Source organism: Staphylococcus rostri, from assembly GCF_002902145.1.
GTDB lineage: Bacteria > Bacillota > Bacilli > Staphylococcales > Staphylococcaceae > Staphylococcus > Staphylococcus rostri.
Genome location: NZ_PPRF01000026.1, coordinates 1 through 23927 on the forward strand (window position 1 = coordinate 1; position 23927 = coordinate 23927).

At 38.1% G+C, this 23927-nt stretch carries 27 protein-coding genes and 1 pseudogene; 16 read left to right on the forward strand and 12 right to left on the reverse strand.

Annotated features, from left to right (window positions below; all coding sequences use genetic code 11):
* Window positions 1-294: 294 nt before the first annotated feature.
* Window positions 295-561, reverse strand: a complete 267-nt coding sequence (locus CD122_RS04665) for a DUF3055 domain-containing protein (protein ID WP_103357843.1) — start codon at window positions 559-561, stop codon at window positions 295-297.
* A gap of 100 nt (window positions 562-661) precedes the next feature.
* Here CD122_RS04665 and CD122_RS04670 point away from each other — a divergent pair, with 100 nt between their 5' ends.
* From CD122_RS04670 to CD122_RS04680, 3 genes are read left to right on the forward strand one after another with little or no spacing between them, the layout of a single operon-like run.
* Window positions 662-1096, forward strand: coding sequence for a DUF86 domain-containing protein (locus CD122_RS04670; protein WP_103357844.1), 435 nt, complete (start codon window positions 662-664; stop codon window positions 1094-1096).
* On the forward strand, window positions 1097-1882 hold the full coding sequence (locus CD122_RS04675; protein WP_103357845.1) for a TIGR01457 family HAD-type hydrolase: 786 nt from the start codon (window positions 1097-1099) through the stop codon (window positions 1880-1882).
* Between the two features lie 4 nt (window positions 1883-1886).
* On the forward strand, window positions 1887-2852 hold the full coding sequence (locus tag CD122_RS04680; RefSeq protein ID WP_103357846.1) for a 2-hydroxyacid dehydrogenase: 966 nt from the start codon (window positions 1887-1889) through the stop codon (window positions 2850-2852).
* Window positions 2853-2906: 54 nt separating this feature from the next.
* Here CD122_RS04680 and CD122_RS04685 read toward each other — a convergent pair whose 3' ends face one another.
* Window positions 2907-3242, reverse strand: a complete 336-nt coding sequence (locus CD122_RS04685) for a YuzD family protein (protein ID WP_103357847.1) — start codon at window positions 3240-3242, stop codon at window positions 2907-2909.
* A 103-nt stretch (window positions 3243-3345) separates the two neighbouring features.
* Between CD122_RS04685 and CD122_RS04690 the strand changes: the two genes are divergently transcribed.
* Window positions 3346-3588, forward strand: a complete 243-nt coding sequence (locus tag CD122_RS04690) for a NifU family protein (RefSeq protein WP_044360536.1) — start codon at window positions 3346-3348, stop codon at window positions 3586-3588.
* Window positions 3589-3642: 54 nt separating this feature from the next.
* Here CD122_RS04690 and CD122_RS04695 read toward each other — a convergent pair whose 3' ends face one another.
* A complete protein-coding gene (locus CD122_RS04695) occupies window positions 3643-4707 on the reverse strand; it encodes an NAD(P)/FAD-dependent oxidoreductase (RefSeq protein ID WP_103357848.1) in 1065 nt (354 codons plus the stop codon).
* A 274-nt stretch (window positions 4708-4981) separates the two neighbouring features.
* On the opposite strand from CD122_RS04695, the gene CD122_RS04700 reads away from it, so the two are divergent.
* The 6 genes from CD122_RS04700 (at window position 4982) to CD122_RS04725 (ending at window position 10735) form a co-directional block, all read left to right on the forward strand.
* Window positions 4982-5218: a YuzB family protein gene (locus CD122_RS04700; RefSeq protein WP_103357849.1), complete on the forward strand. Its 237-nt coding sequence runs from the start codon at window positions 4982-4984 to the stop codon at window positions 5216-5218.
* A gap of 12 nt (window positions 5219-5230) precedes the next feature.
* Entirely contained in the window at window positions 5231-5590 is a 360-nt protein-coding gene (locus CD122_RS04705) for a HesB/IscA family protein (RefSeq protein WP_103357850.1), read from the forward strand.
* A gap of 297 nt (window positions 5591-5887) precedes the next feature.
* The gene (locus CD122_RS04710; RefSeq protein WP_103357851.1) at window positions 5888-7090 is read left to right on the forward strand and encodes an NAD(P)/FAD-dependent oxidoreductase; all 1203 of its coding nucleotides are present in this window, start codon (window positions 5888-5890) and stop codon (window positions 7088-7090) included.
* Window positions 7091-7250: 160 nt separating this feature from the next.
* Window positions 7251-8732 (forward strand): leucyl aminopeptidase family protein, encoded by a 1482-nt coding sequence (locus tag CD122_RS04715; RefSeq protein ID WP_373694272.1) that lies wholly within the window; start codon window positions 7251-7253, stop codon window positions 8730-8732.
* A gap of 290 nt (window positions 8733-9022) precedes the next feature.
* Window positions 9023-10336, forward strand: a complete 1314-nt coding sequence (locus tag CD122_RS04720; RefSeq protein ID WP_103357852.1) for a Na+/H+ antiporter family protein — start codon at window positions 9023-9025, stop codon at window positions 10334-10336.
* A gap of 24 nt (window positions 10337-10360) precedes the next feature.
* Window positions 10361-10735, forward strand: coding sequence for a PaaI family thioesterase (locus tag CD122_RS04725; protein WP_103357853.1), 375 nt, complete (start codon window positions 10361-10363; stop codon window positions 10733-10735).
* Window positions 10736-10847: 112 nt separating this feature from the next.
* Here CD122_RS04725 and CD122_RS04730 read toward each other — a convergent pair whose 3' ends face one another.
* The 8 genes from CD122_RS04730 to kapB form a co-directional block, all read right to left on the reverse strand.
* On the reverse strand, window positions 10848-11204 hold the full coding sequence (locus tag CD122_RS04730) for a Na+/H+ antiporter subunit G1 (RefSeq protein ID WP_103357854.1): 357 nt from the start codon (window positions 11202-11204) through the stop codon (window positions 10848-10850).
* On the reverse strand, window positions 11182-11475 hold the full coding sequence (locus tag CD122_RS04735) for a Na(+)/H(+) antiporter subunit F1 (RefSeq protein WP_103357855.1): 294 nt from the start codon (window positions 11473-11475) through the stop codon (window positions 11182-11184). Before CD122_RS04735 ends, CD122_RS04730 begins: the two co-directional genes overlap by 23 nt.
* Complete coding sequence (locus tag CD122_RS04740; protein WP_103357856.1) at window positions 11465-11953, reverse strand: Na+/H+ antiporter subunit E; 489 nt, start codon at window positions 11951-11953, stop codon at window positions 11465-11467. The genes CD122_RS04735 and CD122_RS04740 overlap by 11 nt, the downstream gene beginning before the upstream one ends.
* 1 nt (window position 11954) lies before the next feature.
* Window positions 11955-13454, reverse strand: coding sequence for a Na+/H+ antiporter subunit D (locus CD122_RS04745; protein ID WP_103357857.1), 1500 nt, complete (start codon window positions 13452-13454; stop codon window positions 11955-11957).
* A complete protein-coding gene (gene mnhC1, locus CD122_RS04750) occupies window positions 13444-13791 on the reverse strand; it encodes a Na+/H+ antiporter Mnh1 subunit C (RefSeq protein ID WP_103357858.1) in 348 nt (115 codons plus the stop codon). Before mnhC1 ends, CD122_RS04745 begins: the two co-directional genes overlap by 11 nt.
* Window positions 13791-14237 carry a Na(+)/H(+) antiporter subunit B gene (locus tag CD122_RS04755; protein ID WP_103357882.1) on the reverse strand — a complete coding sequence of 149 codons (447 nt, stop codon included), beginning with the start codon at window positions 14235-14237 and terminating at the stop codon, window positions 13791-13793. The genes mnhC1 and CD122_RS04755 overlap by 1 nt, the downstream gene beginning before the upstream one ends.
* Entirely contained in the window at window positions 14200-16617 is a 2418-nt protein-coding gene (locus CD122_RS04760; protein ID WP_103357859.1) for a Na+/H+ antiporter subunit A, read from the reverse strand. The genes CD122_RS04755 and CD122_RS04760 overlap by 38 nt, the downstream gene beginning before the upstream one ends.
* 129 nt (window positions 16618-16746) lie before the next feature.
* The gene (gene kapB / locus CD122_RS04765) at window positions 16747-17127 is read right to left on the reverse strand and encodes a sporulation phosphorelay system protein KapB (RefSeq protein ID WP_103357860.1); all 381 of its coding nucleotides are present in this window, start codon (window positions 17125-17127) and stop codon (window positions 16747-16749) included.
* Window positions 17128-17199: 72 nt separating this feature from the next.
* Between kapB and CD122_RS04770 the strand changes: the two genes are divergently transcribed.
* From CD122_RS04770 to CD122_RS12585, 3 genes and pseudogenes are all read left to right on the forward strand, one after another.
* Window positions 17200-17796, forward strand: a complete 597-nt coding sequence (locus CD122_RS04770; protein ID WP_103357861.1) for a peptidylprolyl isomerase — start codon at window positions 17200-17202, stop codon at window positions 17794-17796.
* A 22-nt stretch (window positions 17797-17818) separates the two neighbouring features.
* Window positions 17819-18079 (forward strand): DUF1871 family protein, encoded by a 261-nt coding sequence (locus CD122_RS04775; RefSeq protein ID WP_103357862.1) that lies wholly within the window; start codon window positions 17819-17821, stop codon window positions 18077-18079.
* Between the two features lie 100 nt (window positions 18080-18179).
* Window positions 18180-18661, forward strand: a pseudogene (locus CD122_RS12585) (hypothetical protein); the annotation flags it as partial.
* 83 nt (window positions 18662-18744) lie between these two features.
* Here CD122_RS12585 and ygs read toward each other — a convergent pair.
* On the reverse strand, window positions 18745-19134 hold the full coding sequence (ygs, locus tag CD122_RS04785; RefSeq protein WP_373694252.1) for a S1 domain-containing post-transcriptional regulator Ygs: 390 nt from the start codon (window positions 19132-19134) through the stop codon (window positions 18745-18747).
* 533 nt (window positions 19135-19667) lie between these two features.
* Here ygs and pruA point away from each other — a divergent pair.
* The 3 genes from pruA to CD122_RS04800 all read left to right on the forward strand — a co-directional run bounded on the left by pruA (window position 19668) and on the right by CD122_RS04800 (window position 23922).
* The gene (pruA, locus tag CD122_RS04790) at window positions 19668-21212 is read left to right on the forward strand and encodes an L-glutamate gamma-semialdehyde dehydrogenase (protein WP_103357864.1); all 1545 of its coding nucleotides are present in this window, start codon (window positions 19668-19670) and stop codon (window positions 21210-21212) included.
* Between the two features lie 159 nt (window positions 21213-21371).
* Window positions 21372-22574 carry an ornithine--oxo-acid transaminase gene (locus CD122_RS04795; protein WP_103357865.1) on the forward strand — a complete coding sequence of 401 codons (1203 nt, stop codon included), beginning with the start codon at window positions 21372-21374 and terminating at the stop codon, window positions 22572-22574.
* Window positions 22575-22677: 103 nt separating this feature from the next.
* Window positions 22678-23922, forward strand: a complete 1245-nt coding sequence (locus CD122_RS04800) for a Glu/Leu/Phe/Val family dehydrogenase (protein ID WP_103357866.1) — start codon at window positions 22678-22680, stop codon at window positions 23920-23922.
* Window positions 23923-23927 lie beyond the last annotated feature (5 nt).

Sequence of the window (23927 nt, forward strand, 5' to 3'; positions counted from 1 at the left end):
ATTATAGAGAATGCAATTAATTTTAATAACAATGTTTATATAGATATATTTAAGGATATTAAAAAGAATATTCAGCTACCTTTAAAAAGCGAAAACTATAATGATTAAGAAATTTCTATGTGTTTCATTTTTAGAATGTTAAGGATATTAACCTTGTTATTATTTATAGTTTAAAAAAAGTATAAAGTAAGAACGTCATACTTTATATGCTGCCAATTTTAGACTGCTAATATGACGTTTTACCATCTACTAATATCATTAAGAAAAGATATTCCACTTTAACCAATCTATCTTCTACGCAATAACATCACGCAGGTATTCGGTAATTTCTTCGCCTTCCGCTTCATTCACACCTAAAATGTATGCAATGTAGCCTTCTTCTTCCAAATCATCAGTCCCAATAATACCGAATTTGTTCGTTTGCGTATTCAATACGAGTGTTTTACCATAGTGTCGATCTGTTTGCAGTAGTACAAGGTCATAGCGACTTTCTTCCCCGATAAACCCAACGAAACGTATTTGTGAAGGTTCTATATCATCATATAAAAACATATCTATCATCTTTTAGCGACTCCTTTAAAAATCCTTTAGTGCAAGTATAGCGAGAAATGAAGTCCCATGCAAAATTGTGATATGATAGAGAAGAATAGAGGTGACGTGTATGTATTTTGTAGATAAAGAACAACTATCAAAAAAACTCACATACTTACAACAATTAACGGAAGATTATGAATCAGTTAAAGACAATCACTATGCGTTTGAACGTGTAGCACAGATGTTGATTGAATCATCTGTTGATATTGGTAATATGATTATCGACGCGTTTATTTTACGTGATCCTGGTAACTACAAAGACGTTGTTGATATTTTGGCGTTAGAAGGGGCAATATCTGAAGAAACGAAAGCAGTCTTACATGAGACAATTGATGTACGCCGTCAATTTGTACATCTTTATGATACGTTGGACAGTACGTCGTTAATACCATTGTTTGATCGAGCGGTACCGTATTATCAACAATTCATTCAAGAAGTCTTGCATTTTTTAGAAAATGAAAATGTACCTGTAACAGCATTTGGCAAAGGAGCGCAACAATAGATGAAAACCTATCAAGCATATTTAATAGATTTAGATGGTACGCTATACAGAGGGAGTCAGCCCATTGAAGGTGCAGCTGCATTTATCGATGGTTTAAATCGATTCGACATCCCGCATTTATATGTAACGAACAACTCAACAAAATCACCAGAAGATGTCGTAGAAAAACTCGCATCGATTGGTATTGAAGCACGTCCAGCAGAAGTCGTAACATCAGCTATGGCGACTGCGGATTATATTAGTAGTGAAAAACCGGGCGCAACTGTTTATATGATTGGTGACACAGGGTTAAAGTCAGCATTAACAGGTGCAGGTCTAGATGTTAAAGATGACATTGAGGTTGATTATGTTGTCGTTGGTTTGGACGAACAAATTAACTATGAAAAGTTAACGAAAGCGACTTTGGCAGTACAACGTGGCGCAACTTTCATTTCAACGAATAAAGACCCATCCATTCCGAAAGAACAAGGCTTTTTACCGGGCAATGGTTCTTTAACAAGCGTTGTGACGGTTTCTTCAAAAACTGAGCCGATTTTTATCGGTAAACCTGAAACACCAATTATGCAAAAGGCGTTAGATTTATTACAGCTAGATAAATCAGAAGTTGCGATGATTGGTGATTTATATGACACGGATATTATGTCAGGTATCAACATTGGGATTGATACAATTCATGTTCAAACAGGTGTGACATCGAAAGAAGAAGCATTAGCAAAAGACGTCCCACCGACATATAGTATTGAAAATTTAACCGTGCTATTGAATGAAATAGAAAAAGGGCAGTGATGACATGGAGAAAATTTTAGTAACACGTCGAATTCCAGAAAAGTTTAAACAACGCTTAGAATTAATGGGCGAAGTGGAGATGTGGGATCATCATTTGACACCAATGCCACGAGAGACGTTTTTAGAAGCGGCAGCGGACAAAACGGTATTGCTTGTAACGTTAAGTGAGACAATTGATCGTGCTTTGTTTGAACAAGCACCGAATTTAAAAATTGTAGCGAATATGGCGGTAGGTTATGACAATATTGATCTAGTTGAAGCAAATCAGCGTGAAGTTGTTATTTCAAATACACCGCACGTTTTAACAGAAACGACAGCGGAGTTGGGCTTTTCATTGATGATGGCCGCGTCACGTCGTTTGTCTGAAGCGATTGATTATGTGAGAGAAGGTAAATGGGAGAGCTGGGGTCCGTATCTTCTAGCTGGAAAAGACATTTATCGTGCCAAAGTAGGTATTTTTGGTATGGGAGAGATTGGCAGAGCATTAGCGCGCCGTTTGAAAGGCTTTAATGCGGACATTCTGTATCATAACCGTTCACGTAATACCAAAGCGGAACATGAACTTGGTGCGTTTTACACATCGTTTGAGACGCTTGTTCGTGAGGGTGATTTTATCGTGTGTACAGCGCCATCAACGCCTGAAACACAAAATAAATTCAACAAAGATGTCTTTAAAATGATGCGAAACGATGCGATTTTTGTCAATATTGGTCGCGGTGATATTGTTGTAGAAGAAGACTTAGTTGAGGCGTTAGAAACTGGCGAAATCGCTGGTTGTGCTTTGGACGTTGTAAGAGACGAACCGATTCGTATGGACCATCCATTGCTAAAATTGCCAAATGCGATTATTACACCGCATATTGGTAGCGCAACCGTTTTAACACGTGATCAAATGGTACAAGCATGCGTGTTAAATATTGAAGATGTTGTACAAGGAAAACCAGCACGTAATCAAGTATTTGCGAAATAAGTGAAACGGCAGTATCTCGTATTTTGTTAGGAGATATTGCCGTTTTCTTAATGATTAATTTGTTGTATCAGTGATGCCGAATGTTTCAGTCATATAGCGTTTAAGTGGTTTGAGTTGAATATAACCATCTGCCACATAAGCATCATTCATTGTGATAAGTGGATAGAATAATTCATCATTGTTAATTTGTTCAATAAATTGTTCGTCGTGATCGGTTAAATTATCCGTATCGTTATGAATATCAATATATGTGAATACAAAATTAAGTTCTGGATATTTCTTTGGCAGTAGCGTTTGTAACCAATCATATGTGTTGCGCGCACTTGGTGCATTCACACAGCTTGCGCATACTGTTTCAGCACCATATACAACTACACTTACTTTCGTCATTTATTTGTCCCCCTAGTTAATACAATAGATTTTCAATACCATTTCTATTATAATAAGAAAAAGAAAGAATATGAACCATTTACCTTGAAAGGAGGCATTGTATATGCCAACTGAAGATACAACAATGTATGATCAAGTCGCAGAGGTCATTGAGAAGTTACGTCCATTTTTACTACGTGACGGTGGTGACTGTGCATTAGTTGACGTTGAAGATGGAATTGTGAAGCTTCAATTGTTAGGTGCTTGCGGAACGTGTCCAAGTAGTACAATTACGTTAAAAGCAGGTATCGAGCGTGCGCTTGTGGAAGAGGTCCCAGGTGTGATTGAGGTAGAACAAGTATTTTAATAACATAGATAGAAAGCCTGTGGCGTTGTTTGTGCCACAGGCTTTCGTTTACTTCTAGCCGTTATGATGTTTGTACAACCAAAGGACACCTGATTTCAAGATAGAGGCGAGACGTCCTGTGACAGTCGTATCCATGAGATAAGCAAAGCCTTTCTTTTCGCCCAAGGCACCTAAGAAACCTTGAATTTTAATTTCAGGCATTTTATCCGGTAGCGGTTTGCCTTCCCATAATGTTTTCAAGACATCCGCAATTTGATCTGCTTGTTCTTCCGCAAGTTGTGCACTTGGCGCAAATGGTAAGTTCGCACAATCGCCTACAACGTAAACATTTGGATACGTTGGAATTTGATGATACTGATTAACCATGACACGATTACTACGACTTAAATCGACTGGTAAGTTACGTACGAGTGACACAGGTTGGATACCTGCCGTCCAAACGATTAAGTCATGCTCATTTTTCGTATCTTTATTGTATAATGTCCCCGGTTCTACCTTCACAATATTAGAATTCGGTACAATTGTAACGTTATGTTGATCAAACCATTTTTTGACATAATTGCTTAGTTTTTCAGGAAATTGATTAAGAATACGATCACCGCGGTCATATAAAAAGATATCAAGGTCATCGCGGCTTTCACGCAGCGCACTTGCCAGTTCAATACCACTCAAACCTGCCCCCACGATACCTACTTGTGCGCCACTCGGCAATTCAGAAATATCATGATATGTCTTACGTGCAGCTGCCAAAGTTTGAATACTGTATGTATGTGTTTTGGCACCTGGTACATTATGATACTTATCCTCACATCCAAGACCAATGACAAGTTCATCATAGTCTACACGTGTCTGACCGACAGAAATAATTTGGCTATCAAGATCAATATTTGTGATTTCACCATATACCGTATTAATGCGTTCATCTTTTGGAAAGCTAACACGAACTTCCTTGTCAGATTTTGAACCTGCAGCTAACGCATAAAATTCTGTTTTCAAACCGTGATACGGCATGCGGTCAATCAACGTGACACGATAATTTTTCGGCAGTGCGTCAGGCAATATTTTAGAAAGAATACGCATATTCCCATAGCCGCCACCTAGTAAAACTAAACTTTTCATCTCTGGACTCCCCTTTAACCATGAAGATTGAATGATACGCTACATGATCAATGCCCCTTTGTATGTAAACGAATCACTCTTAATAACATAAAAGTTTGATAATTGTTCATAATTAATTATAGACTTTTTTTGAAGGGCTTACAATCATAGGAAGCAAGTCAACGCAGTAATTTTTAAAATTATAAACGTGCAGTAGTTGCATGAGCCACAACATAGCGACTTACTGCAAATTTTGATATAATGACACCATTAAATCGGTAGAAGAGGGTGTAAGATGAATCCAATTGTCGAGTTCTGTATTTCGAATTTAGCGAGAGGTTCACAAGCGGTATTTGAAATATTGGATAAGGATCCAAATGTTGATGTATTAGACTATGGATGTTTGCAAAATTGTGGTGTATGCAGTTCAGGCCTCTATGCACTCGTCAATGGTGACCTTGTAGAAGGCGATACATCTGATGAATTGTTACAAAATATTTATGCACATATAGAAGAAACGTGGTTATTTTAAGGAGGAGTTTGAATGTCTACAGTAACATTAACTGAAGCGGCAGCATATGAAGTGAAGGATATGTTGAAGCAAAATGATATGCCAGACGGTTATTTGAAAGTAAAAGTAAATGGTGGTGGCTGTACAGGCTTAACATATGGTATGACGGCTGAAGCGGCACCTGGCGAAAAAGATGAAGTGCTTGAATTTTACGGTTTAAAAGTGCTTGTTGATCCAGAAGATGCGCCAATTTTAAACGGTACAACAATTGATTTCAAACAATCATTAATGGGTGGCGGTTTCCAAATCGATAATCCAAATGCGATTGCTTCTTGTGGTTGCGGTAGTTCATTCCGCACTGATAAAGTCGCTGGCACACCTGAAGAATGTTAGAGAATATACACTAATAAACGTATGACGTTCATATGGAAATAATCTTATCGGAAAATGACATCCGAATGATTGTTTCCATTTCTTTTTTTCGGTAAATAAAACGCTTTCATCCAGCTTGTAGATTCGAAAAAATGTCTGTATTAAATGTGAAAGAAATTGCTTGAAAGCTTGAATTCACTAATAAAAAACTATAAACTAATAGATGACTATATTTTACAATTTTGTGTACTGATAAATAAATGTGGGTATACAGTATCAAATGTATTAATAATTTTATGAAGGAATAGGTGAAGAAGAATGGCAGAACGTAAAAAAGTACTTGTTTTAGGTGCTGGTTATGCAGGGCTACAAACTGTTGCAAAACTTCAAAAACAACTTTCAGAAGAAGACGCGCAAATTACGTTAATTAACAAAAATGATTATCACTATGAATCAACTTGGTTACATGAAGCATCAGCTGGTACAATCAGCTATGAAGATTTATTATATCCAATTCAAAGTGTCCTTAAAAAACACGTTGAATTTGTAACTGCAGAAGTAACAAAAATTGATCGCAATGCGAAAAAAGTTGAAACAACACGTGGTATCTTTGACTTCGATATTTTAGTTGTTGCATTAGGTTTCGAATCAGAAACATTCGGTATTGAAGGTATGAAAGAACACGCTTTCCAAATCGAAAATGTTCACACAGCACGTCAAATTTCACGTCACATTGAAGACAAATTCGCAAACTATGCGGCTTCAAAAACAAAAGATGACAAAGATTTAGCTATCTTAGTCGGTGGTGCAGGTTTCACAGGTGTTGAATTCTTAGGTGAATTAACAGATCGTATTCCTGAATTAGCGAACAAATATGGTGTGGATCAAAGCAAAGTGAAAATTACTTGTGTTGAGGCAGCACCAAAAATGTTACCAATGTTCTCAGATGAGTTAGTAAGCCACGCGGTGAGCTACTTAGAAGAACGCGGTGTTGAATTCAAAGTAGGTACACCAATCGTTGCGGCAAACGAAAAAGGTTTCGTTGTTAAAGTTGACGATAAAGAACAACAATTAGAAGCAAATACAGTTGTATGGGCTGCAGGTGTTCGTGGTAGCCACTTAATGGAAAAATCATTCGAAGGTGTTAAACGTGGCCGTATCGTAACAAAACAAGATTTAACAATCGAAGGCTACGATGATATTTTCGTAATCGGTGATGTATCTGCATTCATCCCTGAAGGTGGAGACCGTCCATTACCAACAACTGCACAAATCGCAATGCAACAAGGTGAAAAAACAGCAACAAACATTGCGCATATCTTAAAAGGTGAACCAACTGAAAACTTCACATATGTTGACCGTGGTACAGTATGTTCTTTAGGTCGTCATGATGGTGTTGGTATCGTTTATGGCCGTGAAATCACTGGTAAGAAAGCAGCATTTATGAAACGTGTTATTGATACACGCGCTATCTTCAAAATCGGTGGTTTAGGTTTAGCTTACAAAAAAGGTAAATTCTAAGACTTCACAATAAATTAGTATCACTTCATATGAAATCGGGCACGTGCATGACGCATGTGTCCTTTTTTGGGTTTCTGAATCGGCTAAAATGCGAGCCAATGGAGTAGACATTATGAAATTTGTTACAATGAAAGCATTAGAGATGAAAGGGGAAAATGCTATGGTTAAAGAAACAGAACAAGCCATCGTTCATGTAATAGGGGTACCTGACCAGTTTAATCAATATGTGGATGGGGCAATTGATGATACGACATTACTGGAGGCACTCAAATCATTAAAAGCACAAAAGTTTATTAAAGGTCATCTTGGTGCAATTTCAATCGTACCTGTGACGTTTAACGACGCCCAAAACAAAGTTGTAACAGTGGGTATCGGCAATCATAATCAACGAGAGCAACGCGATTATTTAAAAATATGGGGTGCGTTATTCCAATATTTACAAAAAGAACGCATTACACATATTCAATTACATGCACAGACATTTTTAGCAAAAACTGCTGATGCAAATGCGATTTTCCAAACAATGGGATTACAGTTGGAACAAGCAACTTATGAGTTTGATAACTATAGTTCAGATAAGAAAGCACCATTTGAATTGACAGTGGAATGGTCATCACAGAACGACTATGGGACTTATCAAGATGTGGTAGAAGCAGGACGCAACATTGGACAAGCGATTAACTACGCGCGTACGTTAGGTAATATGCCGCCGAATATTTTAACACCTGATTATTTAGCGACAACAGTGACAGAACATTTTGCGGAGACGTCAGTTGAGGTATCAGTAAAAGATGACCAAACACTGCAACGAGAAGGCTTTGGATTAATTCATGCAGTAGGAAAAGGCTCTGTAAATCCGCCACGTTTGATTACATTAAAGTATGAAGGGAATCCCGAGCAATCAGACGATGTTATCGCGCTAGTCGGTAAAGGGATTACATATGATTCGGGCGGTTATTCTATCAAGTCAAAAACAGGTATGCCAACTATGAAGTTTGATATGTGTGGTGCTGCTAATGTGATTGGGATGATCGATGCGATTGCCAACTTACAATTAAAAGTCAATGTAGTTGCGGTGATTGCAGCAGCTGAAAATATGATTGCTGACAATGCGATGAAGCCAGATGATGTATTTACAGCGCTAAGTGGTGAAACGGTAGAAGTCCCTAATACGGATGCGGAAGGTCGCTTAGTGCTTGGGGATGCGTCGTTTTATGCGAACCAATTTGCGCCGAAACTCATTATTGACTTTGCGACATTGACAGGTGCGGCGATTGTCGCACTTGGAGAAGATAAAGCAGCGATATTCAATAAAAATGTAGAGCGTGATGTGTTACAAAGTCTTTTGGATACAGCATATCAAGTGGATGAATCTGTATATGAATTGCCAATTACAGAAACAGAGCGTCGTAATATTAAAGCGTCTGATGTTGCTGATTTAACGAATCACGTGAATGCCCACGGTAAAGCATTGTTTGCAGCGGCATTTGTGACACATTTTAGTGGTCAAACACCGCATTTACATGTCGATATTGCAGGACCTGCGACAACGACAAAAGCTTCTTACAAAGGACCAAAAGGACCAACAGGCTACATGATTCCGACAATTGTTAGTTGGTTAATGTCACAAAACAACAAGTAAATTTATAGACAGAGGTTGAGCATTAATACAAACATTCAAATTAAGCCTGAAATTTTATGTATATGGCAGTAGCTGACTAGTATGAAAATGCGTTTTACAGTTTTATACATTTACGCATCCTTGCAGGGGTGGGACAATGGAATTTTTTAGAAACATAAGATTCCTGTCCTGCTCTTTTTTTGAACAAGAATTTCAAATATTTTGCTAGGACGTATTGACTTAATGACGTACAATTGTTATATTGAACGCACGATACTTTAACTCGATAATGAACTAAAGGAGTGGGCGGAATGAATGCTGTGTTAATTGCAGTATTACTAATGATTATTTTATGCTTATGTCGTCTTAATGTCGTCATTAGTTTATTTATTAGTGCACTGATGGGCGGAATTATTGCCGGCTTATCAGTAGAAAAAACAATTTCAGTGTTTACATCAAACATTACAGACGGTGCAGAAGTGGCACTGAGCTACGCATTACTAGGGGGATTTGCGGCGCTAATTTCATACAGTGGCATTACAGATTACCTCGTTCAAAAGGTAATTCGTGCTATTCGTGCAGAAGATACGAAAGTGTCACGTATTAAAGTAAAGAGCATTATCATTGTGAGCTTATTAGTGCTAAGTATTATGAGTCAGAACGTGATTCCCGTACATATTGCATTTATTCCAATTGTGATACCACCGTTAATTAGCTTATTTAATGAATTGAAAATCGATCGTCGTCTCATTGCGATGATTATCGGCTTCGGCTTATGTTTCCCGTATGTGCTTTTACCATTTGGTTTTGGTCACATTTTCCAAGAGATTATTCAAAAAGGATTTGAAAAAGCACAACACCCAATTGAATTCTCGATGATTTGGAAGGCCATGTTAATTCCTTCAACCGGGTATATCATCGGGTTGGTATTAGCCATGTTTTATTACCGCAAGCCACGTGAATATAAAGCTATTCAAACAAACGATGAAACAACAACAAGAGAATTAAAACCATACGTACTCGGTGTAACAGTTGTCGCGATTCTAGCAACATTTATCGTACAAACAGTCATTGATTCAATGATTTTCGGTGCATTAGCAGGGGTACTCGTGTTCTTTATATCTGGCGCTTATTCTTGGCGTAACTTGGACGACCAGTTTGTAGACGGTATTAAAATTATGGCATATATTGGGGTCGTTATTTTAACCGCAAATGGTTTTGCAGGTGTCATGAACGCGACAGGAGACGTGCAAAAGCTGGTTGAAGGCCTTACAACTATTGCCGGGGATAATAAATTTATCAGCATTGTACTCATGTATATCATCGGTTTAATCGTTACACTAGGCATCGGTTCTTCATTTGCGACGATTCCGATTATTTCAGCACTGTTTATTCCATTTGGCGAATCAATCGGCTTAAGCACAATGGCATTAATCGCATTAATCGGTACAGCCAGTGCATTAGGTGATTCAGGTTCTCCTGCAAGTGACTCGACATTGGGTCCTACAGCAGGTCTGAATATTGACGGTCAGCACGATCACATCCGTGACACGTGTATCCCGAACTTCGTGTTCTACAATATCCCGTTGATTATAATGGGAACAATCGCAGCACTTGTATTATAATACAGAGTGAAAGTAGGGAGCGCGATGACTAATTTAGTAGAATTGTTAGAGATGAAAGTGATAGAACAACGTGAAGGCTATATCAAAATGACCATGCCAGTCACTGATAAGGTGAAACAACCTTTTGGCTATCTGCACGGTGGCGCAACGATGGCATTGGGTGAAACAGCATGTTCTATCGGCTCAGCAAACCTTGTAGATACAACACAAGCCATACCTGTTGGCTTAGAAATGAATACGAATCATATTAAGTCAGCAACAGATGGCTATGTATACGCTGAAGCACGTATCCTACACCATGGACGTACAACACACGTTTGGGATATTCGTATTACAGACGAAACAGGTGCCTTAGTCAGTGTCATGCGCGGCACGATACTGATTAAAGCACGTAACTAAATATTGATGAAAAAAAGAATGGCAGAAATGCTGTTCTTTTTTTCATTCCTAAATAAAGCATAAGAAAAAGCGCACAATCATAATTGACTGTACGCTTTTTTGTGTTGACCAATTAAAGTTTTGTTCCTTTTAGGTCTTCTTTGACTTCATCTATTTTTAAACGCTTTGAAGCAGGTGTTTTTAAGTTGTAAGCTGCTTTTAACACCATGTGACTGGCGATAGGTCCAGTAATAAATACGAACACAATCCCAATCAATAAATGAAAGTTCACATAGCCTTCTTTACCGATAAAGTAAATAAATGTACCAGTGAGTAATAACATCGTACCTAATGTTGCTGCTTTACCCGCGGCATGTGCACGAGAATAAACATCATCTAAGCGTAACATACCGATTGCAGCAAGGGCACTGAACAATGCACCTGTGATGACAAGGATGAGGCCGATACTAATCACGATCGTTTCTGTCATGTTCAATCACCTCTCCTTTATCCATAAACTTCGCAAATACAGCTGTTCCTAAGAAGGCAAGAATCCCAATTAATAGGATCGTTACAATCATATAGCGCGTTCCTAAAATAATCGAGAACAGACCGATAACAGCCATAAGTTGAATGCCGATAGCGTCAAGTGCGACAACACGGTCAGGTAATGATGGTCCGATAATTACACGTACAAGAATGGCTAAGATTGAGAGTACGACAATCACGAGTGCAATAATAATAAAAATATCATAGTTCATCGTATTCACCGACCTCTCTTACTGCTTTTTCAAGTGACCCTTTAATCGCTGCAACTTCTTCTTCCTTCGTTGAAAAGTCTAAGCAATGAATGTATAAGCGTTTCATATCATCATTGACACCAATGACAACTGTACCAGGTGTCAGTGTGATGAGATTGGAAAGTAGGGCAACTTCCCATTTGTATTTCAAATCAGTTTCATAAACAAAGAATGCCGATTCGTTTTTAATCTGAGGTTGAAGAATAATACGCAATACGCCGATATTCGCCTTGATCAATTCTGAGATAAAAACGAATACGAGCTTTACAACATTGTACAGTGTGACAACATAAAAGCGACCTGGTAAGAGTTTACGCATAAGGAACACGAGTCCCATCGCAAACAAGTAACCGAGTACGAATGAGTTCATTGTGTAGCTACCTGATAAGAATAACCAAAAGATAGCTAATGCGATGTTAACAACGATTTGTACTGCCATATTACTTCACCTCCAATACACTATTGATATAGCTGTCTGGTTGATAGAATGACTTCGCAGCCTCAGCAACGAATGGATAAAGTTCTCCAGCGAATAAGCCGAATGCAACTGTAATAACTACAGCCAAAATGGATACAGCGAGTAGTCCCCTATGATGTAAGTGTGGATTATAGACGTATCCATAGCTTTTGCCGAAAAAGCCTTTTAAGAAAATGTTCATAACTGAATAGAGTACGACAAGGCTAGAAAGTAAGACGATAATCCCGCTAAAATAGAAACCTTGTTCAAATGTTGCTTGCACGATATATAACTTACCGTAAAAACCACTGAACGGTGGAATACCAGCTAAGCTTAACGCCGCAATAAAGTATGTCCAACCAAGTACTGGATAATGGTGAATCAGTCCACCAAAGTCACGTAAATCAGTTGTTTTCGTAATTTTAAACATAATCCCGATTAAGAAGAATAATGCGGCTTTTACAAGCATGTCATGCAATGTATAGTAAATCGCACCGACAACACCTGATTCATTCATCATCGCAACACCAACTAAGATGACACCAACGGCAATCATAATGTTGTATAAAATAATACGTTTTGTATCTCTAAAGCCAACTGCACCGACACAACCGAAGATAATCGTGAGTAGGGCAAGTGCAAGTATCGTGTAGTGTGAGAATGTCAACGTATCATGGAAGAACAAACTCATTGTACGTGCAATTGCATAGACACCGACTTTTGTTAGCAATGCGCCGAAAAATGCGATAATTGCAAACGGTGGTGCGTAGTATGCGCCCGGTAACCATACGTACATTGGGAATGCACCGGCTTTTGTTGCAAATACAAAGATGAATAAAATAAAGACAATGCTCACAAGACCTGGATGTGATTGATAGACAGAGTTCAGTTTAACACTGATATCTGCCATGTTTAAGGTACCGACAATTGAGTATAAAATACCAACTGCGATAACGAAAAATGCAGATGATACAACGTTCACAAGTAAGTATTTAACACTTTCTTGAAGTTGGATTTTTGTACCACCAATTACCATTAAGCCATATGATGCCATTAAAAATACTTCGAAAAAGACGAATAAGTTGAAGATATCGCCTGTAATAAAGGCACCATTGATACCAGTCAGCATGAACATTACTGTGAAATAGTAGTAGTACGTTTCACGATGAAGTCCAATTGACTGATATGAGAATAAAATAATCAAGATAGTAATAATAACACTCGTTGTGACGAGCATCGCACTGAACAAGTCTAAGACAAAGACGATACTATAAGGTGCTTTCCACGACCCAAGTTCAAGGACAATCGGATGACCAAGTTGCCATACGTGGTAAAGGTTAAGCAATGCAAAGCCAAGCGTCACAAGTGCACCTGTTAATGCGACATAACGTTTAATAAACGGACGTAACCCGATAAAGATTAATAAGATTGCTGTAATAACCGGCACGACGAGTACCATTACAAGTAAGTTCTCATTCATCATCTTCTTGTGGCACCCCTTTCATACGTTCTACGTTATCTGTGCCGAGTTCTTTATAGCTTCTAAATGCCAATACTAAAAAGAATGCTGTTACGGCGAATGAAATAACAATCGCTGTTAAAATCAATGCTTGTGGAATTGGGTCGACGTAGTTTGTAACACCTTTTTCATAGATTGGCACGCGACCTGTTTTTAAACCACCCATTGTTAAAATAAATAAGTTTGCGGCATGTGATAATAAAGCTGTTCCGATAATAATTCTGATCAAACTTTTAGACAGAATGAGGTAAACGCTAATAGAAGTTAAAAAGCCACAAACAAGGATCAATACAATTTCCATTACTCATTCTCTCCAATCGTTAGAATTATTGTTAAGACCGTTCCGACAACTACAAGTAGCACGCCAGTGTCGAAAATAACAGCTGTATGCAAATGCATAGGTGCTAACAAAGGAAGCGGAATATCAAAAGATGTATGTGTAAAAAAGTTTTTGCCGTACGTCCAACTTAACATTGGGGCACTGACACAGAATGTAAGTCCCAATGCGATTAACTTTTTAAAATCCCATGGGAAAACTTTACGTAGCGTCTTCACATCAAATGCAACGGCGATAATAACGAGTGCACTCGAAACGAGCAGCCCCCCGATAAAGCCGCCACCGGGTGTGTAATGCCCAGCTAAAAAGAGTGAAAAGCCGAACATCATGATAAGGAAAAAGATAATAAGTGCTGAATACTGAGATATCAAATCATTTTTTTGCCTGTTCAATCTTCTCCACCCTTTCATAACCATTTTTGTGTTTCGCACGTAATTTGATTAACGTGTAGATACCCATACCTGCAATGCCAAGCACTGAAGACTCGAACAATGTATCGAGACCACGGAAGTCTACTAAGATAACGTTAACCATGTTTTTACCTTGTGCTAAGTCATAAACATGTTCTTTATAGAAACTACTAATTGAGTCAAAGTGACGGTTACCGTATGCGATTAAGCCTAAAACAGTCACCACTGCACCGACACCAATTGAAATAATGATATTGCCGACTTTATACGACGTTGTTTCATTATAACGACTCATATTTGGTAAATGATAGAAGCATAATAAGAATAAAGCTGTTGAAATGGTCTCAACGACGAATTGTGTCAATGCTAAGTCAGGCGCATTGAAAAAGATGAAAAAGATCGCCATTGAATAACCGACCGCACTCAACATGATAATGCTGAACAGACGAGAACGTGCAAATATAATCATCGTTGCAGCAACAATAATCGTAATAACCGAAATCATTTCATAAAGACGAATAGGTGATACCTTAACGAAATCAAATGTGAAAGGTACACATAGCAATGTCACAAATGTAATGATAATCATCATTGAGAAAATAATGACTAAGTTATTGCGAATAAAGCCTGTCATATATGTGCGTGTAATCTGTGTTGCATAGTATGGTGTATAACGACCAGTTTGATCATACCAGTGATTCAACGTAAGGGCTTTTGGTAACTTGCGTAATACCGGTACCCAATATTTGAATGTGAGTAGCAATGCAGCACCTATAATGTAAATTAATAATGTTGCAAAAAATGCAGGTGTGAAACCGTGCCACATATGAAATTCTGCATGTACCGTATCAACATTCGCAATGGCTTTGGCTGCTGGCTCTACAAATGGTGCTGAAACAAGACCAGGGAATAAGCCGATTGCGATAACTAAAATAGCCAAGATTGTTGGCGAAATATTCATTAAGATTGATGCTTCATGTGCTTTATGTGGTAACTTGTCTGGCTTATGTTCTCCTAAGAAAATCTCTGAGATAAACTTAAATGAATAAACAAATGTGAACATACTACCGACAATAGCGACAATTGGTAACAATAAGCCAACAGTATTTAAGCTGAAAATACCTGCTTCAGTCACTGTTAACATCGCTTCTAAAAATTGTTCTTTAGACAAGAAACCGTTAAATGGCGGTACACCTGCCATACTTAAAGCGGTAATGATAGATAGTGTGAATGAAATAGGCATAATCGTCATGAGACCGCCTAGTTTTTGAATATCACGTGTACCAGTTGCATGGTCAACCGCACCAGTAATCATGAACAACGCACCTTTAAATGTTGCGTGGTTGATGAGATGGAAAATCGCTGCACTGAACGCAGCAAGGTAAAGTTGACTTTCTGCACCGTTAAAGTGATAACTTACGGCACCGATACCTAACATCGACATAATCATACCGAGTTGCGATACTGTAGAAAAGGCAAGAATACCTTTCAAATCTTGTTGTTTTGTCGCGTTGAGTGAGCCCCAGAAAAGGGTTACCAAACCAAACGCTGTGACAGTCCAAATCCAACCTTGTGATACAGCAAAGATAGGTGTTAAACGTGCGATTAAATAAATACCTGCTTTAACCATCGTTGCTGAGTGAAGGTAGGCACTGACTGGTGTAGGTGCTTCCATCGCATCAGGCAACCAGATGTAAAATGGAAACTGCGCTGATTTTGTCATTGCACCTAAAATAATAAACACCATCGCTAATAAGAAAAATGGTGATGATTGAATGCTTGATACGTGTTCAATCATTTCACGAATACGCCATGTCCCTGATGCTTGGTGAAGTAAGATGAATCCACCAAGTAACGATAAACCACCAAAGACGGTGATCATCATGGACTTCATCGCACCATAAAGTGATTTTTCTTTATGACGCCAGAATGAGATAAGTAAGAAACTAGAGAATGATGTCAGCTCCCAGAAGAAATATAATACTAAAAGGTTATCTGAAAGAACGACACCAAGCATCGCACTCATAAAGATTAATAAGTAACAATAGAAGTTACCTAACTGTTCTGTCTGACTTAAATAACTAATAGAATAGAGTACGACTAGGCTACCAATACCTGTTATTAATAAACTGAATAAAAGGCTGAGCCCATCTACATAAATGTCAAAGTTCATACCGATTTGTGGCATCCATGCAGCGGACTGTTCTGTATAATGTCCGGACATAGTAGGTTTGATATACGATAAAAAGTATACAAACAACACAAAAGGAATCGGTAACACAAACCATCCTAAATGAATACGCTTATAGAAGCGATACAAGATAGGAATGAGCAGTGCAAATATCAGCGGCAAGACAACCGCAATATGTAACCAACTCATAAATTGTCCTCCTTTAAAAATACTGCGATATGCTTATTATACATGATTATGAAAGGTGTGAAAATCATGGCACGTCGCATAGTTACGCATTTTTAAGTCACTTTTAAATAAGTAGAAATGGGAAAATATTTACTCAAAAGCAACTTTATATTGACGTTCATAATCGACCTTTAAATTAGCAAGACATTGTAACGCAGCACGTGTATATGGTGTATCAGTTTCCTGCATTTCACGTTCTAACTTTGTCAGTGCTTGTTGCAATGATGCTGTATAGTCTTGGCGTTCTCCTTCGAAAGGTTTCAACTTACTCTGTGATGTATAGCGCTTCTCATATAAGCTCAAAGCTTTGCGCTCATGAAAGAACACGCCTTCTACTTCATTGGGGCTATGTAAGTCGCCTTGTCTCGGGTGTTTGATCACTTGAACAACCTTAACGAGCACTTGATCACTCGCGTCATCTACCACCTCAACAACATAAACGCCTGTTTTATGTGCAAAACGATAAAGCATGTTAATTCCATCCTTTCTTAAATGTGTTAAAATAATGAGTATATTTAATTTTATCATGAATGGAGCATTAAAATGACAAACTACCCACAATTGACAAAAGAAATACAAGATAATGAAATTAAAGTGGTTATGCACACAAATAAAGGGGATATGACATTAAAATTATTTCCAGACATTGCACCAAAAACAGTGAAAAACTTTGTAGAACTTTCTAAAAAAGGTTACTACGATGGCATAACATTCCACCGTGTTATCAATGACTTTATGATTCAAGGTGGCGACCCAACTGCGACAGGTATGGGTGGCGAAAGCATCTACGGCGGTCCATTTGAAGATGAGTTCTCAATGCAAGCGTTCAATATTTATGGTGCGCTTTCAATGGCCAATGCAGGTCCTGGAACGAACGGTTCACAATTCTTTATCGTTCAAATGAAAGACATTCCTGCGCAAATGGCAGATCAATTAGAAGATGGCGGTTGGCCGAAAGAGATTGCAGAAGCATACCGTGAAAAAGGCGGCACACCTTGGTTAGACCAAAAACATACAGTATTTGGTCAGTTAATTGAAGGTGAAGACACTTTAGAAGACATCGCAAACGTTCGAGTTGGTGCACAAGATAAACCAATGTATGACGTTGTGATTGAGTCAATCGATATTGATGGAGAATAACAAGTGGTAAGGAGCGTGCATCATGTCCAATAATGAATTGAATATCCAGTTATACCAGCTGTTGGCAGCATGGAATCCAATGAATTTTGATGATCTAACGTTAGGCGATGCAGAAGTGTATGAGATGATGGATGCGGTACATCACTACGGTGAACCCATTGCTATTGCAGAAGCATTTCAACAGATTTTTCAGTTTTCATTTGAAGTTACATTGCCCAAAGATGCATGTTTACAAAAAGCAACAGAAGCGGTTCAATTGCAACAAACGTGTCAAGTGAACTAATGAGATAAACCCTAGACATAGCGTAAAAGCTGTGCCTGGGGTTTTGTTTGTTTAAGTGGGGAAATGAATAATGTAGGACGTTAAGAAGGGAGGAATCATCATGCTGACAAACAAAGAAAGTTTTAGATTGCTATACCAAGCAATTAGAGAACTGTCAGATAGAATCAATGATAATGTATTAGAAACAAATTCAATTAGCTTATTACTATTAGATTTTGATTTTGAACATGACGTATTTGATGCACTTTTCTTAGCTATTACAAAATATTTAGATAAAGTGAAGTTGGATGATATTGACCATAACGAATTTTTACAGTTGATAGATGATACAATTCCAAAAGATAGAACATTAGGGTTCAGACTACAATAAACTTGCATATTGGGAATTCGATAAACGGTGTTCAAGGAGCAGCATTTTTGACAGAACTTCGCACTTCGACAAAATTTGAAAAGCAATTTTGCTCATTGCTCGGGTTCTGCTCAAACGCTAACCGCTCCTCTCATAACCTCTGCTTTGCAAATAACTATTTTCCGGAGTTACAAGTTTTGGCGAGTGAACTTAAATCTGAAATGGGACAGTCAGCCGCAAAAACAACTTCAGACATTTCAGTACATAAAATAAGCCTAGGTGCACCTCAATGGCACCTAGGCTCTTTATGTACGTGTTACTTAGATGTATCTTCAATTCTTCTTTTAGATTGTTTCACCCAAGTTGGCAACCGTTCTGCTAAAGATTGAAACCCGTATTTCTCAGTTTCTTTAATCTCATCCAATACTGAACGTTTCACTTTTTTACGTTCATAATTTTTAAAGTAATCATTGTCTCTCAGTGATAAATTTAACTTACCGGTATCATCAATAGAAATAATTTTAGCTTTGACAATTTGCCCTGGTGTTAAAAGTTTTTTTAAATTATGGACATAATCATCCATGACTTCAGATATATGAATAAGGCCTTCAGTATTGTCAGGGGTTTCAACAAAAGCGCCGTAGGGTTGAATACCAGTCACACGCACCTTGATATGTTGACCGACACGATACTGTTTCTTCAACATGCATAACCCCTTATATGATTGAAATTTAACAACTTCATAATAGCATATTTCTGAAATTTATCCTAATTATACAACACATAAATTAAATAAAAGTCCGATGTATTACCTTGCTAAAAGTATCTCTTACCCATGCAAAAATTAAATATTGAAACCTTTTTTTGATTGGAGTAAACAAAGAATTAAGCAGCATGAATAAGATTTGATTGTGTAAGAAAGGAGAGAAATCATGATAATAAAGTACCTATGACGATATGAAGATACGTTCATATTCTAGATAGCCACTAATTTTTTAGTAATTACAGCTTGTTATAGTTGCAATTTTGTCTAAATTATGGCTATAATGCTTGTAAATGAAAGCGCTTTTATATGATGGATATAATCATGGATGCATATACTTAGATTGACGCTGAAGTTTATCAAAAATTGATATAATTAGATAATTCAGTAAAGACTGAAAAATCTTTTACAAATGATGCTATTTTGTGTCATGATAAGTATAAAGCTTTCTCAATAAAACAAAGGAGGATTTTTGAATGATTCCATACAAACATGAACCATTTACAGATTTCACGAAAGAGGAGAACCGCAAAGCGTATTTTCGCGCTCTTGAAAAAGTGGAAAGTGAATTAGGTCAAACGTATCCACTCATTATCGGAGGAGAACGTGTATACACAGACGACACAACGCGTGTGTATAATCCATCAAACAGAGAAGAAACAATTGGTTATGTTTCTAAAGCGTCACAAGAACATGCAGAAAAAGCCTTAGAAGCAGCGAAAGAAGCATTTAAAACTTGGCGTAATGTTGATCCAAAAGTACGTGCGAATGTGTTATTCCGTGCGGCTGCAATCACTAGAAAACGCAAGCACGAATTCTCAGCGTTGTTATCTAAAGAAGGGGGCAAACCATGGAAAGAAGCGGATGCGGATACAGCTGAAGCAATCGACTTCATGGAATACTACGGTCGTCAAATGCTTGAATTGAAAGACGGTAAAGCAGTTAACAGTCGCCCAGGTGAATACAATCAATTCGACTATTTACCAGTTGGTGTAAGTGTTGTTATCTCACCTTGGAACTTTGCTTATGCGATTATGGCAGGTACAACAGTTGCGCCAGTCGTAACAGGTAACACTGTATTATTAAAACCATCATCAAACACACCAATCATTTCTTATAAATTTATGGAAGTACTTGAAGAAGCAGGTTTACCAAAAGGGGTTGTAAACTGGATTCCAGGTTCATCAAGTGAAATTGGTGACTTCTTAATCGAAAATAAAGACGTTGGCTTAATTTCATTTACAGGTTCTAAAAATGTAGGTAAAGAAATTATTCAAAAAGCTGCGGTTATTCAAGAAGGTCAAAATCATATCAAACGTGTTATCGCTGAAATGGGTGGTAAAGACGCACTTGTTGTTGACAGTGAAGCAGACCTTCAAGTGGCAACAGATGCAATTGTATACTCAGCGTTTGGTTTCTCTGGTCAAAAATGTTCAGCATGCTCACGTGTCATTGCACACCAAGACATTTACGATGAGTTATTAGAACGCGTCAAAGCAGAAACTGAAAAAATTAAAGTGGGTAACGCGTCAGATCCAGATACGTATGTAGGTCCAGTTATCGATCAAAAATCTTTAGACAAAATCAAAAAATACATTGAGATTGGTAAAGAAGAAGGTCGCTTAGTAACAGGTGGTAACGTTGACGAATCAACAGGTAACTTTGTTCACCCAACAATCTTTGCTGACTTAGATCCAAACTCTCGTATCATGCAAGAAGAAATCTTCGGTCCAGTTATTGGTTTCACAAAAGTTAAAGACTTTGATGAAGCAATCCAAGTGGCAAATGATACTGAGTATGGTCTAACAGGTGGCGTCATTTCAAACAACAGAATGAAATTAGAACAAGCACGCCGTGACTTTATGGTAGGTAACTTATACTTCAACCGTGGTTGTACAGGTGCAGTTGTTGGCTACCAACCATTCGGCGGATTCAAAATGTCAGGAACAGACTCAAAAGCTGGTGGCCCAGACTACTTAGTATTACACATGCAAGGTCGCACAGTTTCTGAACATTTATAAGAACAGAACTTAAAAATTAACGAGCTAACATAGCAATCTTGATTGAAAGTAGGGTATGTCTTTACAGAATGATTGAAACGAATCGACCATGTAGACGTTTTTAACTGTGAATGATGTACCCTCTGTTTATATAACCAAAGTGTAAAGGGGAGAATACGCGTGACAAACAAATCTGAAGCAATTATCGAATTGACTAACCATTATGGTGCACATAACTATTTACCACTGCCAATCGTTATTTCTGAAGCAGAAGGTGTATGGGTGAAAGACCCAGAAGGTAAAAAGTATATGGATATGCTGGCTGCTTATTCTGCAGTAAACCAAGGCCATCGTCATCCTAAAATCGTTCAAGCGCTTAAAGATCAAGCGGATAAAGTAATACTTGTATCTCGTGCGTTTCATAGTGATAACTTAGGTGAATGGTATGAAAAAATTTGTAAGTTATCAGGCAAAGAAAAAGCACTGCCGATGAACACAGGGGCTGAAGCGGTAGAAACTGCATTAAAAGCGGCACGTCGTTGGGCGTATGAAGTAAAAGGTATCAAGCCAAATGAAGCAGAAATCATCGCGATGGTAGGTAACTTCCACGGTCGTACGATGGCACCTGTATCGATTTCATCAGAAAAAGAATATCAACGTGGTTATGGCCCATTATTAGAAGGTTTCCAAAACGTACCATTCGGCGATATTGAAAGCTTAAAAGAAACAATTAATGAAAATACAGCAGCTGTTTTAATTGAGCCAATTCAAGGGGAAGCAGGTATCAATATCCCACCTGAAGGCTATTTAAAAGCAGTCCGTGAGCTATGTGATGAGCATAACGTATTATTTATTGCTGATGAGATTCAAGCAGGTTTAGGTCGTACAGGTAAGTTATTTGCGACAGACTGGGATAATGTCAAACCAGATGTGTATATTTTAGGTAAAGCACTGGGTGGCGGTGTATTCCCAATTTCAGTTGTATTAGCAGACAAAGAAGTGTTAGATGTGTTTACACCAGGTTCACACGGCTCAACATTTGGTGGGAACCCACTTGCATGTGCGGCTTCTATCGCGGCATTAGATGTTATCGTGGACGAAGATTTACCAGGACGTTCTCAAGAGCTTGGAGAATATTTCAAAAATGCATTGCTTGAAATTGAGCACCCAGCGATTAAAGAAGTGCGCGGTCGTGGTTTATTCATCGGTGTTGAATTGCATGAAAATGCACGTCCATACTGTGAACGCTTGAAAGAAGAAGGCATTTTATGTAAAGAAACGCATGATACAGTAATTCGATTTGCACCGCCATTGGTGATTACAAAAGAAGAACTTGACTATGCGATTGACAAAGTTAAGAAAGTGTTTTCAGAAACTAAGTAATCAATGAAAAACCTTAGAGACAAAAGGCTTTAAAAAAGATTGGCATATGTTACAATACTCATGTAAGCGAAAACAAAAGTAGGAAAAAGAGGCGAGATGGATCATGTCTGAAAAAAATAATCTAGTGACGTCAACGCAAGGCATCATTAAAGAAGCGATGCACAAATTAGGCTTTGATGATGGAATGTACGAATTAATCAAGGAACCATTAAGATTTTTGACAGTACGTATTCCAGTAAGAATGGACGACGGTACAGTTAAAACTTTCACAGGTTATCGTGCACAACACAATGATGCTGTTGGACCAACTAAAGGTGGTGTGCGTTTCCACCCAGATGTAGATGAAGAAGAAGTTAAAGCATTGTCTATGTGGATGACGTTAAAATGTGGTATCGTTGACCTTCCATACGGTGGAGGTAAAGGGGGCATCGTGTGTGACCCACGTCAAATGAGTATTCATGAAGTAGAACGCTTATCACGTGGTTACGTGCGTGCGATCTCACAAATTGTAGGACCAACTAAAGATATCCCAGCACCAGATGTTTTTACAAACTCTCAAATCATGGCTTGGATGATGGATGAATACAGCCAAATGGATGCATTTAACTCTCCAGGATTTATTACGGGTAAACCAATTGTACTCGGTGGTTCACAAGGTCGTGACCGCTCGACTGCATTAGGTGTTGTTATTGCGATTGAAGAAGCTGCGAAACGCCGTGGCAAAACAATCAAAGACTCTCGTATTGTCATTCAAGGTTTCGGTAATGCAGGTAGTTTCTTAGCGAAGTTCTTGTATGACGCAGGTGCTAAGATTGTAGGTATCTCTGATGCATACGGTGCATTACACGATCCAGAAGGTTTAGATATTGATTATTTATTAGATCGTCGTGATAGCTTTGGTACAGTGACGAACTTGTTTGAAGATACAATTTCTAACAAAGAATTATTCGAACTTGATTGTGACATTTTAGTACCGGCAGCGATTGCGAACCAAATTACTGCTGACAATGCGAACGATATTAAAGCGGATATCGTGGTAGAAGCAGCAAATGGCCCAACAACACCAGAAGCAACGAAAATTTTAACAGAACGCGGTATTTTATTAGTACCAGACGTACTTGCAAGTGCTGGTGGGGTAACAGTATCTTACTTTGAATGGGTTCAAAACAATACTGGTTACTATTGGACTGAAGAAGAAGTGAATGAAAAGTTACGTGAAAAACTTGTGACAGCTTTTGATACGATTTATAGCTTATCAGAAAATCGCAAAATTGATATGCGTCTTGCAGCGTATATCGTGGGTATTAAGCGTACAGCTGAAGCGGCTAGATATCGTGGCTGGGCATAAAACAA

What these genes read in the sequence shown, in the direction of transcription:
- CD122_RS04665 (WP_103357843.1), bottom strand. Translation starts at nt 561, where the DNA reads ATGATAGATATGTTTTTATATGATGATATAGAACCTTCACAAATACGT.
- CD122_RS04670 (WP_103357844.1), top strand. Translation starts at nt 662, where the DNA reads ATGTATTTTGTAGATAAAGAACAACTATCAAAAAAACTCACATACTTA.
- CD122_RS04675 (WP_103357845.1), top strand. Translation starts at nt 1,097, where the DNA reads ATGAAAACCTATCAAGCATATTTAATAGATTTAGATGGTACGCTATAC.
- CD122_RS04680 (WP_103357846.1), top strand. Translation starts at nt 1,887, where the DNA reads ATGGAGAAAATTTTAGTAACACGTCGAATTCCAGAAAAGTTTAAACAA.
- CD122_RS04685 (WP_103357847.1), bottom strand. Translation starts at nt 3,242, where the DNA reads ATGACGAAAGTAAGTGTAGTTGTATATGGTGCTGAAACAGTATGCGCA.
- CD122_RS04690 (WP_044360536.1), top strand. Translation starts at nt 3,346, where the DNA reads ATGCCAACTGAAGATACAACAATGTATGATCAAGTCGCAGAGGTCATT.
- CD122_RS04695 (WP_103357848.1), bottom strand. Translation starts at nt 4,707, where the DNA reads ATGAAAAGTTTAGTTTTACTAGGTGGCGGCTATGGGAATATGCGTATT.
- CD122_RS04700 (WP_103357849.1), top strand. Translation starts at nt 4,982, where the DNA reads ATGAATCCAATTGTCGAGTTCTGTATTTCGAATTTAGCGAGAGGTTCA.
- CD122_RS04705 (WP_103357850.1), top strand. Translation starts at nt 5,231, where the DNA reads ATGTCTACAGTAACATTAACTGAAGCGGCAGCATATGAAGTGAAGGAT.
- CD122_RS04710 (WP_103357851.1), top strand. Translation starts at nt 5,888, where the DNA reads ATGGCAGAACGTAAAAAAGTACTTGTTTTAGGTGCTGGTTATGCAGGG.
- CD122_RS04715 (WP_373694272.1), top strand. Translation starts at nt 7,251, where the DNA reads ATGGTTAAAGAAACAGAACAAGCCATCGTTCATGTAATAGGGGTACCT.
- CD122_RS04720 (WP_103357852.1), top strand. Translation starts at nt 9,023, where the DNA reads ATGAATGCTGTGTTAATTGCAGTATTACTAATGATTATTTTATGCTTA.
- CD122_RS04725 (WP_103357853.1), top strand. Translation starts at nt 10,361, where the DNA reads ATGACTAATTTAGTAGAATTGTTAGAGATGAAAGTGATAGAACAACGT.
- CD122_RS04730 (WP_103357854.1), bottom strand. Translation starts at nt 11,204, where the DNA reads ATGACAGAAACGATCGTGATTAGTATCGGCCTCATCCTTGTCATCACA.
- CD122_RS04735 (WP_103357855.1), bottom strand. Translation starts at nt 11,475, where the DNA reads ATGAACTATGATATTTTTATTATTATTGCACTCGTGATTGTCGTACTC.
- CD122_RS04740 (WP_103357856.1), bottom strand. Translation starts at nt 11,953, where the DNA reads ATGGCAGTACAAATCGTTGTTAACATCGCATTAGCTATCTTTTGGTTA.
- CD122_RS04745 (WP_103357857.1), bottom strand. Translation starts at nt 13,454, where the DNA reads ATGATGAATGAGAACTTACTTGTAATGGTACTCGTCGTGCCGGTTATT.
- mnhC1 (WP_103357858.1), bottom strand. Translation starts at nt 13,791, where the DNA reads ATGGAAATTGTATTGATCCTTGTTTGTGGCTTTTTAACTTCTATTAGC.
- CD122_RS04755 (WP_103357882.1), bottom strand. Translation starts at nt 14,237, where the DNA reads ATGAAAGGGTGGAGAAGATTGAACAGGCAAAAAAATGATTTGATATCT.
- CD122_RS04760 (WP_103357859.1), bottom strand. Translation starts at nt 16,617, where the DNA reads ATGAGTTGGTTACATATTGCGGTTGTCTTGCCGCTGATATTTGCACTG.
- kapB (WP_103357860.1), bottom strand. Translation starts at nt 17,127, where the DNA reads ATGCTTTATCGTTTTGCACATAAAACAGGCGTTTATGTTGTTGAGGTG.
- CD122_RS04770 (WP_103357861.1), top strand. Translation starts at nt 17,200, where the DNA reads ATGACAAACTACCCACAATTGACAAAAGAAATACAAGATAATGAAATT.
- CD122_RS04775 (WP_103357862.1), top strand. Translation starts at nt 17,819, where the DNA reads ATGTCCAATAATGAATTGAATATCCAGTTATACCAGCTGTTGGCAGCA.
- ygs (WP_373694252.1), bottom strand. Translation starts at nt 19,134, where the DNA reads ATGTTGAAGAAACAGTATCGTGTCGGTCAACATATCAAGGTGCGTGTG.
- pruA (WP_103357864.1), top strand. Translation starts at nt 19,668, where the DNA reads ATGATTCCATACAAACATGAACCATTTACAGATTTCACGAAAGAGGAG.
- CD122_RS04800 (WP_103357866.1), top strand. Translation starts at nt 22,678, where the DNA reads ATGTCTGAAAAAAATAATCTAGTGACGTCAACGCAAGGCATCATTAAA.